Genomic DNA, 13,204 nt, shown 5'->3' on the forward strand with positions numbered 1-13,204 from the left:
AGCCACGCCATGCCCCGCCCGCTGCTTGCCGCCGCCTGTGCCGCGCTGCTGATCAGCGGCTGCGCCGCGGTCACCGAGCGCCCGCAGTCCGGCGGTGATGCCGCGTCCGCACCCGACCCGCGAGACCGCAAGGCCATCCTCGACATGGCCGGCGAGTTCGAGGTCCGCTTCCGCTTCGACGAGACGCTGTCGCTGCGATCCGGCTATCAGCTCCGCGAGCCGCAGCGCTCGGGTGGCCACGAGCTCGTGCTGGTCATCGCCGACACGCCGCGCCACGTCGCGCTCCAGCACATTCTGGTGATGGACGGGCACGTGGTGAAGCACTGGCGCCAGGACTGGCACTACCAGCGCACCACCAGCTGGACCTACGCCGGCGACCGCACCTGGGAGCGGGTGACGCGTGCGCCCGAGACGGTGCGCGGTACCTGGACGCAGACCGTCTGGCAGGTCGACGATTCGCCGCGCTACGCTGGCACCGGCCGCTGGCGCCACGCGCACGGCGTCTCGATCTGGACATCCGGCGAGACCCGGCGGCCGTTGCCGCGGCGCGAGCGCACGAGCCGTGACGACTACGATCTGCTGCTCGGCATCAACCGCCACATCATCACGCCGTGGGGATGGGCACACGAGCAGGACAACACCAAGGTCGACCGCACCGCGGCGCCGGCCGACCGGGCGGTGGTGCGCGAAGCCGGCCTCAATCGCTACCGGCGCATCACGGATCACGACTTCAGTCCGGGGCGCGACTACTGGACGCGCACGCGCGCCTACTGGGCCGAGGTCCGCGAGGTCTGGCGGGAGCTGCTCGCCGACCGGGCGCGCGTCCCGATGGCGGCCGAGGTCGACGGCAAGCGCCTGTTCCAGGTCATGTTCGAGCAGGCCGATCAGTTCGCGGAGGCCCCGCACGACGGCGACGCCATGCGCCGGGCGGCGCGCGACGCCATCCTGGGGTACGTGCGCGCCGCCGACAACTGAGCACGATTGCGCGTGTCACCGGGTGTCGCTAACGTGCGGGTCATGCCACCGGAGAGCGCGATATGAGCGAAAGCGAGCGTTACGACGGCAGTTGCCTGTGCGGAACGGTCGGCGTGTCGGTGCGTCCCGACACCCGGCATGTCGACGCGTGCCATTGCAGCATGTGCCGCAAGTGGGGCGGCGGCCCCTTGTTCGTGCTCGACGCCACCACCGACGTGCGCTTCAGGGGCGAGGCCGAGATCAGCATCTACGACTCCTCGGAGTGGGCCGAGCGCGGCTTCTGCCGCCACTGCGGCACGCATCTCTTCTACCGCCTCAAGGGCAGCGGCGAGTACGCGGTCCCGGTCGATCTGATCGACGGCGACGCCGAATGGCAGTTCACCAAGCAGATCTTCGTCGACGAGCAGCCCGCGTACTACCGCATCGCCAACGACACGCCGCGGCTGACCGGCGCCGAGGTGTTCGCGCAGTACGGCGCCGACCCGGGCTGAAGCGTCACGACCGGCGCTGGTGGTAGGCCGCCAGCACCTGGGCGTAGATCTCCGCGACATCGCCGGCGAAGCGCTCGACAGCGAAGTCGGCAGCGAAGCGCTGGGCGGCGTCGGCCATCTCCTTCCGGAGCGCGTCGTCCTCGAGCAGGAGCCGCAGGCGCTCGGTCCACTGCGCGACCTGGCACGGCGTCTTGTAGCCGTTGACGCCGTCCTGCACGACATCGTCGATGCCGCTCGAGCGCACGGTCACCACCGGCAGGTGCGCGGCCATGGCCTCGAGGATGACCATGCCCTGCGTCTCCGAGCGCGAGGCGAACAGGAAGACATCGCCGAGCTGGTAGTAGTGGACCATGTCGTCCGGCGCCACCGAGCCGGTCAGGTGCACGCGGCCGGCCAGCGCCGGCTCGTCGTCGATGCGCGCCTGCAGGCGCTCGCGCTCGTCGCCGTCGCCGATGATCAGGCAGTGGAACGGCGTCTCCGTCTGGCGGCCGAGCTCGGTCAGGCCGTCCAGGATGAAGTCGATGTTCTTCTCCTGGCTGAGGCGCGACACGCTGACCAGCACCGGTCCGTCGCCCAGCGCGAAGCGCTCGCGCAGCGCCGCGATGGCGTCCTCGTCGCGGTGCGGGAAACGCTCGTAGTCGATGCCGGTGGGCTGCACGAAGGTATCGGTCTGCACGCCGATGAGGCGCAGGTACTCCTCGGCCGACGCGGTCGGCACGATGACGCCGGCGCATTGGTTGGCGAAGCGCCGCACCAGGCTGTGCGACACCAGGTTGCGGAACAGCGGTCCCGGCAGCGGCACGTAGTGGGCGTAGTGCTCGAGCCGGGTGTGGTACGTGAACACCGCCGGCACGCCCAGTCGCCTGGCGTGGATCAGCGCCGCCCAGCCCAGCCAGAACGGGTGATGGATGTGGATGACCTCCGGCTCGAACTCGCGCAGGCTGCGCCCGATCACCGGCGACAGCACGTTCGCCAGACGGAAATCGTTGCGCCGGCTCAGCGTCGGGGTCGACGGCACGCGCCGGACGTCGTCGCCGTCCGATTCGCCGCTGCCGGGATAGCGCGGCGCCAGCACCAGCACCCGGTGACCGAGCGCGCGCAGGCCGCGCCGCAGACGGTCGATGGACAGCGGCACCCCGCCGATGAAGGGCAGATAGTTGTTGGTGACCATCGCCACGCGCAGCGGTCGGTCGCGATACGGCGTGATGTCGAGATCGAAGTTCCGGTAGTAGTCGCGCTCCACGAAGATGCTCGTGTAGAGCTTGATGCCGACCACCACCAGTGCCGACAGCAGCAGCAGGAAGTTCAGGCGTCCGACGTAGAACAGCGAGTGCACGAACAGCCACAGGCTCTCCAGCGTCTTGCCCACCGGGTGCTGGCCGATGTCCAGGCGCTCGACGCCGATGCGCACGGCTTCCCCTTCCACGGCGACATCGACGTAGTGGTAGTAGCTGGTGTCATCGTTGAGTACCAGCCCGCCGGCACCGCCGGTGACGATGTACGGCACGCCGTCGACCTCCCGCCGGTCGAACAGGCTGCGCTCGGACGAGAACACCGCGGTCACCCCGTGGGCGCGGAACAGCGCCTGCAGCCGCTCGCCGAAGCGGGTGCCCCGCAGATCCTCCCGCACGAGCTTGAGCGGTGGCTCCTTGCTGGGGGGAAGCACCGGCCGGCTGACGAACACGAAGTGATGCGTCGGCCCCGGGTCGGACAGTCGCGCTTCCAGCCACATCAGCTGATAGGCGTAGCTGTCCGGGTCGGTGCTGTCGAGAAAGATGAACTGGCCATTGCCTGCGCGGAAAGCGTGAAAGTACGGGCCGTAGTGATCGTAGAAATGGATGCGTCCGAGGCCGCCGGCCTCGTCGTTGCCCACGGTCAGCAGATAGGGCATGGCGAGGTTGCCCAGCGAGCGGTGCAGCGCGCGGTACTTGTCCTCGCCGCCGCTGCCCACGGCATTGCCGGCGGAGATCAGGAACTCGGCCTCGCTGGCATTGAGCATCGGGATCATCTGCCGCTCGAACAGGCCCACCGAGTTCTTGATGTTCCCGACCACCGCGAAGCGCATGGTGTCGTCGGCGCCGACGGTGTCGCGGATGCGCGATATCTGCTCGGCATGCAGCGAGGTGAATTCCTGCTCGATGAAGGCCAGGTAGCTGCGATACCCCACCAGCCAGGCGATCAGCGCGAGATTGAGCCAGAACACCAGCTTGAGCCGGCCCGGCGTGATCCATCGGCGCACCTTCATCGCGGTGCCCCGCCCGACGGGCGCGCGAGCTCGCGGTGCGCGACCACCACGCCGATCGCCATGCCCAGATGGATGGTCAGCGCGCGCCAGGCCACCGTCGCCAGCACCAGGTGCGAAGCCCCCACCACATCGGAGAAGAACTGCCCGAAGACACCTTCGGCGATGCCGGAGGCCCCCGGTGTCGGCGAGAAGTACATGACGAAGGTGGTGATCACCAGCCGGCCGATCACCAGCCAGTAGTCGAGGTCGTAGCCGAGGCCGGCGAACAGCACCGCCGGAAAGGAGAACAGCGTCAGCAGGAAGATCGCGGTGCAGGCGAATGAACCCGCGATGTCGCGGCGCCGGCCGGCGAAGTAGCGCCCGAAGCCGCGCGCGAAGCGCTGCAGTTCGCGCACGCCGGCGCGCCGCCAGCGCAGGTGGCGGGCACGGCTGATGAAGTGGAAGCGCCGCGCGGTCTTCAGCGTGGCCAGCAGCGGCCGCATGAGCCATCGCGGTGCCAGTAGCACGACGGCGAAGAAGCCGACATAGCCGATACCGCAGGCCAGCAGTGTCAGCAGGATGGCGCGATCCGCCGCGGCACCGTCGGCGCCGGGCATCGTCAGCAGCAGGATCGGCGTGGCGCCGAATATGAAGAGCACCGCCAGCGCGGTACGGATGGTGGTCGCGGTGAGCGCCGTGCCGATGGGCACCGCGCGCCGCTGCAGGAACCACACCTGTGCAATGCCGCCGCCGGTCGCCATCGGGGTGACGTTGGACACGAACAGATTGAGGAAGACCAGCCGGGCCATGCTGCCCAGTGGCACCTCCTCGCCGAGCGCGCGCAGCGTGAACCACAGGCGCAGGCCGTCGGCCGCGAAGTAGACCAGCAGGAGTGCCAGGCAGGTCCCGACGACGCCGGGCGCGAGCAGGCGCCCGTCCCACGAGATGCTGTGCCCCGCCACCTGGGCGTACACCGCATAGGCGCCCAGACCGCTCAGCACGATGAACAGCAGCGAGAAACCGAACAGACGCCGGAAGCCGAGCGCGTTCTCGGCGCGGTCCGCCTCGGAGCGATGCGACGCGTTCACCACGCGCGGGAACGGCGGGCCCGTGGCGGCACGGGCATGAATCGGTGGGGCACGGGGCGGGACGCAGGCGGCGGGCAAGAGCACCACGATAACCCGTAGCGACCGGCGGCTGCGGCTGCTACCGTCGCGCCCGTCCCGCTGCCGACGAGCGCCGCCTCCCGTGACCGTTCCCGAGCCCGCCGCCCCCGCCGATGGCCCGCTCTCGGGGGCCGCCGCCCGCCCGCGGGCGCGGCTCGCCGCATGGGCCTTCTGGATCGGCCTCTGCGCGATGCTGGTGCTGTACCTGCTGGGCTATCCGGACGGCTCGGCACCGGTCTGGATGCGTGCGCTGCTCAAGGCCGCGTTCAACGCCCTCGCGGCGCTCTGGATCCATGCCGACGCGCAGGATCGCGGCTGGGGAGCGGACGGTGCGCTCGCGGCATCGGTCAGCGGTCTGGTGCTCGTCGAGCTGGCGGTGCCGGTCCATCTGATGCGCTCACGCGGCTGGCGCGGCGCCCTGCGCACCCTGCCGGGCTTCGTGCTGCGGGTGGTGCTCACGCTGCTCGCGGCGATGCTCGCGCTGGTCCTCTGGGGACTGCTGATGCCGGCGGGCTGAAGGGCGCCGATCCGCGGCACCGCCGATGACGGCCGGAGCGGCCGCTCATCGGCAAGTGACGGGCGGATCGCCTGTCGACCGATAGCGTGACCGCCGGAGTGAGACAACCGGAGGTACGCCCCCATGATCGGCAAGCATTCTCTTCTCGTCCTGGCGCTCGCGCTGTTGCTCGGTGCCTGCGGCAGCGGCGGTGATTCGGGCCTTCCGTCCAGCGATGACGGCGGCTCGCAGGTGGACGACGGTAGCGGCGACGACGCCGGTAGCGGTGACGATGACGGCGGTGCCGGCGATGATGGCGCCGACGATGACGGGTCCGACGACGGCGCCGATGACGGCTCGGACGATGGTGCCGATGACGACGGCAGTGGCGACGATGGCGGTGGCGGTGATGATGCCGCCGGCGTCGACGACATCCCCGCCTTCGCCGCGCTGCAGTGCGATCTCGCCGCCTCGGGCCCGATGGCGGGTGCGCTGGATCCCGTGCAGTCGGCCATGGTCGACCAGCTCGGCGGCAACTTCGCGGCGATTCCGGAAGTCGGCCCGGCCGCGCAGGATCTGGTCGTGGGCACGGCGCGCTTCCTCGACATCGTCGATGCCCTCGCCGCGTCCGGCACCGTGCTGTTCACCGAGCAGGACCCGGCAGCCGGTGGTGACGCCCTCGACGGCACCGCCCATGCCGTGCAGTGCGGCGCCAAGTCGCTGGCCGCCGCATTCGTGGGCAGCCCGCTCGCCGCGGCACTCCCCGCCCAGTCGGAAACCCTGGTCACGCAGCTGGCCGAGCTGACACTGGTCTTCGACGGGCCGGATTCCATCGGCCTGGAAGGCTTGGCCGATCTCACCGATCGCCTCGCGGGCATCGCCGACACCCTGTCCGGCATGGTCGATGTGGTCGAGAGCTTCCCCGGCATGGTGCCGGCCGATCTCGATGCCCTGCCGCCGGCCTTCCCGGCCGAAGCCTTCGTCGCGCTGGCGCGCGCGCCCGCGGTGCTGCTGGCCGACCTCGCCGAGGTGCTGCGCGATGCCGGCAGCCTCGACGGTCAGGGCACCGCCGACGCCATCGCGCTGACACTGACCGACCTGCTCGCCACCGCCACCGTCTTCGACGCCACGGGTACCGTCCCGGCGCTGGTGGAGACCGCGCAGGGGCAGCTGGCGGAGGGACTCGGCCTGATCCTCGAGCCGCTCTTCGCGGCCATCGCCGAAGCCCTGGGCGGAGGCGCCGGCGCGACCTTCCCGGACTTCCTCGCCGGCGGGATCGACGGCTTTCCCGGTGGTGCCAATCCGCTGGAGGCGCTCCTGGGCGGAGCCCAGCCGGGTACCGACGCCCTGGCATCGCAGCTCGCCGGTGTGCCGGTGCTGGGCGACGTGCTCGGGCTGCTGGTGGCGTCGGCCGGGGGCGACTTCGACTTCACCGATCCGGCGGCCGGTGCGGATCTGCTCGCGGCCGTGCTGGCGGGCGACGGGCCGCAGGGCTTCGGCAGCCTGGCCGACGCGCTGACCACGGCCGCCGAGGATCTGACGGCGCTCGCACCCGAGGGGCTGGACCCCGCGGCGGGCGCGCCCGGTTCCGGTCCCGAGGCGCTCGGCACGCTGCTGGCGCTGCTCGCGGACAACCCGCTGTCGGCCCTGCTGGCGGAGTACGCCGGGGCGCTCGGCGGCGACGACGTACCTGCCTACGCGCCCGCCGATCTGGCGGCGTCGCTGGAGGGCCTGTTCGCGAGCATCGTCGAGGAAGCCGATGGCGGACTCTTCGGCTCGCTCCTCGATCTGCTCGGCGATCTCGTGAACACCCTGCTCGGCGTGCTCGGGGACAACCCGCTGGCCGCGCTGCTCTCGGCGGTGTTCACCGGCTTCACCGAGAGCGATCCGTCCCTCACCGTGAACGCGCTGGAGAGTGCGCTGGAAGAGGCGCTCGGCGGCTTCGCCGCCTTCGCGCCGGCGGATTGATGGCGCGGGCGGCGCTTCCCCGGAGGCGCCGCCCGCAACCCTAGAGCAGCCACCACAGCGCGACCGGCACGATCAGCAGCGAGAGCGCGTTGCCGATCGCCACGATCGACGCCACCGATCCGGGCTCCTGTCCGAAACGCTCGGCCAGCATGAAGTTCATCACGGCCGGCGGCAGCACCGCATAGAGCAGCAGGTTGTCGGCGAGCGCATCCGGCGGCTGCGCCCACGCGATCCAGGGCAGCGCGATGGCGAGGCCGGTGAGCGGCGTCAGCAGACCGCCGACCAGCCCGATGCGCCACGCCCCCAGCCCGCCCTCGGACAGTCGCACGCCGAGCGCCACCAGCATCAGGGGGATGGCGACATCGCCGAGCATGGCGATGCCGGGCTCGATGAGCGCCGGGATGCGCCAGTCCAGCGCCATCGCGGCGAGACCGGCGGCAGTGGCCAGCAGCATCGGGTTGCGCAGCAGCGCACCGATGTCCAGCCGCCCGTTGAGCACGATCAGCCCGACGGTGAACTGCAGGACCGTGGTGGTCACCAGCAGCACCACCGCCATGGGCAGCGCCGCTTCGCCGAAGGCCAGCACCGCGAGCGGCATGCCCATGTTGCCCGAGTTGTTGAACATCGCCGGTGGCGCCAGTGTCCGCGGTGCCCAGCCCAGGGTGCGCGCCACCGGCCAGGCCAGCAGCCCCGAACCCAGCACGATGACCGCGGCGCCGAGCGCGGCAGCGCCGAGCGCCAGCTCGCCCTCGGTGCGTTCGGCCAGCGCATGGAAGATCAGCGCCGGGATGAACAGCACCAGATTGAGCCGGTTGGCGGCCGACATGTCGACCGGTCGCCAGCGCGCGTAGGCCAGGCTGATCAGGACGATGCCGAATACCGGCACCGTGACCTCGAGAATGCGGAAGAGCACGTCGGGTGGCGGAAGCGGAGCGGGCATCCAGTGTACGGACCGCACGGTCACGCGCTTCGGGTAGCATCGCGGGCCCGATCCCATCCGTGATGCCTCATGACCCAGCGCATTGCCTACGTGACCGGCGGCACCGGCGGCATCGGCCGCGCCATCTGCACTGCCCTGGCCGGCCGGGGCTGCCGCGTGGCGGCGCTGGGCCACCCCGCCGATGCCGATGCGGTGGCCGCATGGCAGGCCGGCGACGGCGCCGGCATCGAAGTCGCGCTGGCCGATCTCGCCGATCCTGTCGCGGCCGAGGCGGCGCTGGCCGATCTGCATGATCGTGCCGGCACGCCGGACATTCTGGTCAATGCCGCCGGCATCACGCGGGACGCCCGCTTCGCGAAGATGACCCCGGGGCAGTGGCGCGAGGTGATGGCGGCCAACCTGGACGCCGCCTTCCACGTGACGCAGCCGCTGTTCGCCGGCATGTGCGAGCGCGGCTTCGGACGCATCGTCAACATCGCCTCGGTCAACGGCAGCCGCGGTCAGTTCGGTCAGGCCAACTACGCGGCCTCGAAGGCGGGGCTGCACGGGCTGACCATGAGCCTGGCGCGCGAGGGCGCGCGCTACGGCGTCACCGCCAACACCGTCTCCCCGGGTTACATCGCCACGGCGATGACCGCCGGCATGCGGCCCGACGTGCTCGAGGCCATCACCGGCGAGATTCCGGCCGGCCGCCTCGGCGAGCCCGCCGAGGTCGCCCGCGCGGTCGCCTTCCTGTGCGACGACGGCGCCGGCTACGTCACCGGCGCCAATCTCCCCGTCAACGGCGGCCTGTACATGGGCTTCTGACCGGGCGCATCAGCGCTCGGTGAACGCGAGCACGAAGGCATAGTCGCGCGCCAGCTCGTGCAGACGCTGGAAGCGCCCCGAGCGGCCGCCGTGGCCGGCCTCCATCTCGGTGTGCAGCAGGATGGGCGCATCGCCGGTGTGGTGATCGCGCAGTTTCGCCACCCACTTCGCGGGCTCCCAGTACTGCACCTGCGAATCCCAGAGTCCCGAGGTCACCAGCATCGCCGGGTAGGCCTGTGCGCGGATGTTGTCGCAGGGCGAGTAGGCCGCGATGGTCGCGTAGTCGTCCGGGCGCTGGGGGTTGCCCCACTCGTCGAATTCGTTGGTGGTCAGCGGGATGCTCTCGTCGAGCATCGTGGTCAGCACGTCGACGAAGGGCACGTGCGCCGAGATGCTGCGGTAGCGCGAGGGGTAGTCGTTGGCGATCACGCCCATCAGCAGCCCGCCCGCCGAGCCGCCGGTGGCGTGCAGCTGATCCGGGGCGCAGACGCCTTCGGCCACCAGCGTGTCCGAGACGTCCATGAAGTCGCGGAAGGTGTTGGGCTTGTGGGCCAGCCGTCCGGCGTCGTACCAGGCGCGGCCGAGGTCCTCGCCGCCGCGCACATGCGCCACGCCGATCACCCAGCCGCGGTCGAGCAATGACAGGCGGTGACTGGAGAAGCCCGGATCCAGGCAGATGCCGTAGGCGCCGTAGCCGGTGAGCAGCATCGGCGCGCTGCCGTCCAATGGGGTGTCACGGCGATGCAGCAGCGACACCGGTACGCGCGCGCCGTCGCGTACCTCGATCCAGCGGTAATCCGAGCTGTAGTCGGCGGCATCGAAATCGCCCATCACCGGCTGTTGCTTGACGAGCGTGCGGCTGCCCGAGGCCAGCTCGTGGTCGTAGATCGTCTCCGGCGTGGTGAGCGTGGACTGGGCATAGCGCACGGTGGGGCTGGCGGGCTCCGGCGCGCCGATCAGATGAATGGCCGAGGGCGTGTCGTCGCCGGCGATGAGACGTTCGTCGCCACCGTCCCAGCGCCGCAGGCGCAGGCGCAGCAGACCGCCGACGCGCTCCTCGATCGCCAGCCAGTCGTCGTAGCACTCGAAGCCTTCGACGAGGGCGTCGTCGCGATGGGGCACGATCTCCTGCCAGCGCGCGCGCTCGGCGCCCTCGTTGAGCGGCGCGCGCAGCAGGCGGAAGTTGGGGGCGTCCTCATTGCTGCGGATGACGATATCGTCGCCGTGGTCCTCGACGTCGTATTCGTGGCCGCCGGTGCGCGGGATGACCGGGGCGAAGCCGATCTCGGGCGCATCGGCCGGGGCGAAGCGCCATTCGGAGGTTTCGGTGGCCTGTAGCGTGATGAAGACGTAGCGCCCGGAGCGAGCGCGGTGCACGCCCATGAAGAAGCTGTCGTCGCCCTCCTCGTAGATCAGCGCGGGCTCGGCGTCGGCCTCCCGGGACACGATGAAGACGCGATTGCCGAGCAGCGTGGTGGCGTCCTGCTGCACATAGAGCAGCCGCCGGCTGTCCGAGGCCCAGGCCAGATCGGGCTGGATGTTGTCGGCGCGCGGTGCGGTGGTCGCACCGGTGGCGAGATCGCGGATGCGCAGCCGGTACTGGCGCCGGCCGACGCAGTCCTCGGTCCAGGCCAGCCAGCGGTTGTCCGGGCTGACTTCCATCGCGCCGAGCCGGTAGTAGGCGTGGCCCTCGGCCTCGAGGTTGGCGTCGAGCAGGATCTCTTCGGCCGCGTCCATCGTGCCCTGGCGCCGGCAGTGGATGGCGTAGTCGCGGCCGGCCTCGTAACGGCTGTAGTACCAGTAGCCGTTGTCGAACTCGGGCGGGCCGGCGTCGTCCTCCTTGATGCGTGCCTTCATCTCGGCGAAGAGCCGTTCGCGCAAGGGTTGCTGATCCGCCGTGGCCTGCTCGAAGTAGCGGTTCTCGGCCTCGAGATGCGCGATGACTTCCGGATTCTCCCGGCTGTCGTCGCGCAGCCAGTAGTAGGGGTCGACGCGCGTGCCGCCGGCTGCCGCGACTTCGCGCGGTCGCTGCGCCGGGCGCGGTGGCTGGAGGGAAGGCGGGTGGCTCGCTGGTGGCGTCATCGGGGCTGCGTGCTGAAGCGGGCGCCCATTGTGCAGCCGATCGTGCCGCCCATCGCCTCGCGGAGCTCGTCGCTCAGGTGCTGGTCAGCAGGTAGAGCAGTGCGATCAGCGAGCCGCCGCCCGCAGCAAAACCCAGCGCCCCGAGCAAGCCGTCCTGGCCGAGCATGGCGATTGCGAGCAGGGCGATGCCCAGCGCCGGCAAGGCTGCGGCGAAGGGCAGCACCTCCAGGGGCACCATGACGCCGGCCAGCAGCAGCACGATCAGGATCAGCACCGGCTGCATCGGTCCCGTGACAAGGGCCTCGAGTCGCGGCCGCGTCAGGCGGTCGATCCGCTGCGTCCACGGTCGCAGGCGGGAAAAAGCGTGCTGCAGGCGCTCGCGCTCGACGCTGCGCTCGCGCAGCTGGCGCGGTACCCAGGGCTGGCCGCGCCCCAGCAGCCCCTGCCCGGCGATCAGCGCCAGCAGCACCGCCATGGCGGTGGGCACCAGCGGGATCATGCCCAGCGGCGAAATCACGATCAGCGCCGGCAATAGCAGCAGCGGGCCGAAGAGCCGCCCCGAGAAGGCCTCCAGGATATCCGCGACGCGGACGATGGTCGCGTCCTGGGTCTGCTCTTCGAGGCGGTCCAGCACGCTGGTGATGTTATCGGGCAATGTCCGCGTTCCCTCGCTGTGCCGTGCCGCGTCCGGCACGCGCGCCGCCGCCGCTAGCGCCGCAGCGTGGCGCGAATCGGCTGAGCCTTGCAATGTTGAGCGCGATAGTCGGATGCCTGTGCGGCGGCTGGCAATGGCTAGAATGTGTCATGGGGATCATTTCGGTGTTCTGGAAAAAGGGGGCATGCACCGCCGCGCTGCTGGCGGCAGTGACGCTTGCAGCCTGCGGTGGCAGCAGCGGCACTTCGGGCGCTGGCGCGCCGGCCAATCGCGGCGACGTGCCGGCTGCGCAGTGGCAGCCGCTGCCACCGGCGCCGGCCGTGGATGCCGAGACGCAGGCCGCACGCGAGGCGATCCTCGGTCCGGGCGCGACCGACCCCGACGCGGTGCGGCTGTGGTGGTACGGCGTATCCAGCTTCGTCATGAGCATCGGCGGGCATCTGGTGCTGCTCGACGCCTGGGAGAGCGTCGGCCTGCACGCGGACACGGTGCCCATCGGCCGCGAGGAGCTGGTGGCGCTGCAGCCGGAGGCCATCTTCATCGGCCACGGCCACTTCGATCACGCCGCCGACGCCGGCTACATTGCCGGTCGCACCGGAGCGGCGCTGGTGGCCGGCGACACGGTCTGCGCGCTGGCGCGCGAGCGTGCCGCCGACGGGCCGGATCTTCCCTTCCCCTGCCTGGTGCTGGGCAGCGAGGGCGAACCCGAGCCCGGCACGGTGCAGCCGATCCGCGTCTTCGCCGATCTGCCGGCGGTACACGTGCTGCAGCATGTGCACTCGGCGGCCGATCCGATGGATCTGCTCGAAGGCGGCACGCCGCAGCTCTTCGTGCCGGATCTGCTGACCTATCTGCTCAACCTCAATACCGATCCGCAGGAGGTCACGCGCTTCGCGCTGACACTGACCGACGACGGCGGCTTCGGCGATCCCAACGGTGGCACCTGGGCCTATCACTTCCGCGATGGCGATTTCGGCCTGCTCTGGCACGACTCCTCGGGCCCCATCGACGAGGGTGAGCCCTTCGCGGCCGCCATCCGCCAGGCCCTGAACAGCTTCCCGGACTGCGTGGATGTGCAGGTGGGCGCCATCGTCGGCTTCGGCATGCTGACCAGCGCCATGCGCGACGCGCGGCTCTATGTCGAGCACGCGCATCCCAAGCTGAGCCTGCCCAATCATCACGACGCTTGGGCACCGGTGATCGGCCCCGGTGCGGCGGCGCTGGAGCAGCCCTGGCGCGACGAACTTGCGACGCTGGCGCATCCGCCCGAGCTGGATTATCTGCGCGATCCGCAGGATTTCATGCAGCCGCGGGTCTTCGCGGTGGATGCCCCGCGCTGGAAGCTGCCTTCACCCGGATCCTCCTGCGCGCAGCCCTGAGCGCGGCGCCGCGCTGCCGGC

At 70.7% G+C, this 13,204-nt stretch carries 11 protein-coding genes; 6 read left to right on the plus strand and 5 right to left on the minus strand.

Translation table 11 applies throughout. The features are described from left to right. Positions 1 to 9: 9 nt before the first annotated feature. Positions 10 to 975, plus strand: a complete 966-nt coding sequence (locus KAH28_RS12130; protein WP_290576958.1) for a DUF6607 family protein — start codon at positions 10 to 12, stop codon at positions 973 to 975. A 62-nt stretch (positions 976 to 1,037) separates the two neighbouring features. Continuing rightward, on the plus strand, positions 1,038 to 1,466 hold the full coding sequence (locus KAH28_RS12135; protein WP_290576960.1) for a GFA family protein: 429 nt from the start codon (positions 1,038 to 1,040) through the stop codon (positions 1,464 to 1,466). Between the two features lie 4 nt (positions 1,467 to 1,470). Here KAH28_RS12135 and KAH28_RS12140 read toward each other — a convergent pair whose 3' ends face one another. Together KAH28_RS12140 and KAH28_RS12145 are read right to left on the minus strand one after the other, a co-directional pair. Next, positions 1,471 to 3,711 carry a glycosyltransferase gene (locus KAH28_RS12140; protein ID WP_290576961.1) on the minus strand — a complete coding sequence of 747 codons (2,241 nt, stop codon included), beginning with the start codon at positions 3,709 to 3,711 and terminating at the stop codon, positions 1,471 to 1,473. Next, positions 3,708 to 4,781: a lysylphosphatidylglycerol synthase transmembrane domain-containing protein gene (locus KAH28_RS12145; RefSeq protein ID WP_290576963.1), complete on the minus strand. Its 1,074-nt coding sequence runs from the start codon at positions 4,779 to 4,781 to the stop codon at positions 3,708 to 3,710. Before KAH28_RS12145 ends, KAH28_RS12140 begins: the two co-directional genes overlap by 4 nt. 157 nt (positions 4,782 to 4,938) lie before the next feature. Here KAH28_RS12145 and KAH28_RS12150 point away from each other — a divergent pair, with 157 nt between their 5' ends. Both KAH28_RS12150 and KAH28_RS12155 read left to right on the plus strand, forming a co-directional pair. After that, complete coding sequence (locus tag KAH28_RS12150; protein ID WP_290576965.1) at positions 4,939 to 5,373, plus strand: hypothetical protein; 435 nt, start codon at positions 4,939 to 4,941, stop codon at positions 5,371 to 5,373. A 123-nt stretch (positions 5,374 to 5,496) separates the two neighbouring features. Further along, positions 5,497 to 7,320, plus strand: a complete 1,824-nt coding sequence (locus KAH28_RS12155) for a hypothetical protein (RefSeq protein ID WP_290576967.1) — start codon at positions 5,497 to 5,499, stop codon at positions 7,318 to 7,320. 40 nt (positions 7,321 to 7,360) lie between these two features. Here KAH28_RS12155 and KAH28_RS12160 read toward each other — a convergent pair whose 3' ends face one another. Then, a complete protein-coding gene (locus tag KAH28_RS12160) occupies positions 7,361 to 8,260 on the minus strand; it encodes an AEC family transporter (protein ID WP_290576969.1) in 900 nt (299 codons plus the stop codon). A 69-nt stretch (positions 8,261 to 8,329) separates the two neighbouring features. Between KAH28_RS12160 and phbB the strand changes: the two genes are divergently transcribed. After that, positions 8,330 to 9,067, plus strand: a complete 738-nt coding sequence (gene phbB / locus KAH28_RS12165) for an acetoacetyl-CoA reductase (RefSeq protein ID WP_290576971.1) — start codon at positions 8,330 to 8,332, stop codon at positions 9,065 to 9,067. 9 nt (positions 9,068 to 9,076) lie between these two features. Here phbB and KAH28_RS12170 read toward each other — a convergent pair whose 3' ends face one another. Together KAH28_RS12170 and KAH28_RS12175 are read right to left on the minus strand one after the other, a co-directional pair. Then, complete coding sequence (locus tag KAH28_RS12170) at positions 9,077 to 11,149, minus strand: S9 family peptidase (protein WP_290576972.1); 2,073 nt, start codon at positions 11,147 to 11,149, stop codon at positions 9,077 to 9,079. A gap of 73 nt (positions 11,150 to 11,222) precedes the next feature. Continuing rightward, complete coding sequence (locus KAH28_RS12175; RefSeq protein ID WP_290576974.1) at positions 11,223 to 11,804, minus strand: exopolysaccharide biosynthesis protein; 582 nt, start codon at positions 11,802 to 11,804, stop codon at positions 11,223 to 11,225. 149 nt (positions 11,805 to 11,953) lie between these two features. On the opposite strand from KAH28_RS12175, the gene KAH28_RS12180 reads away from it, so the two are divergent. Further along, a complete protein-coding gene (locus tag KAH28_RS12180; RefSeq protein WP_290576976.1) occupies positions 11,954 to 13,183 on the plus strand; it encodes an MBL fold metallo-hydrolase in 1,230 nt (409 codons plus the stop codon). Positions 13,184 to 13,204: the final 21 nt, after the last annotated feature.

It is taken from the genome of Algiphilus sp. (assembly GCF_023145115.1).
Lineage (GTDB): Bacteria > Pseudomonadota > Gammaproteobacteria > Nevskiales > Nevskiaceae > Algiphilus.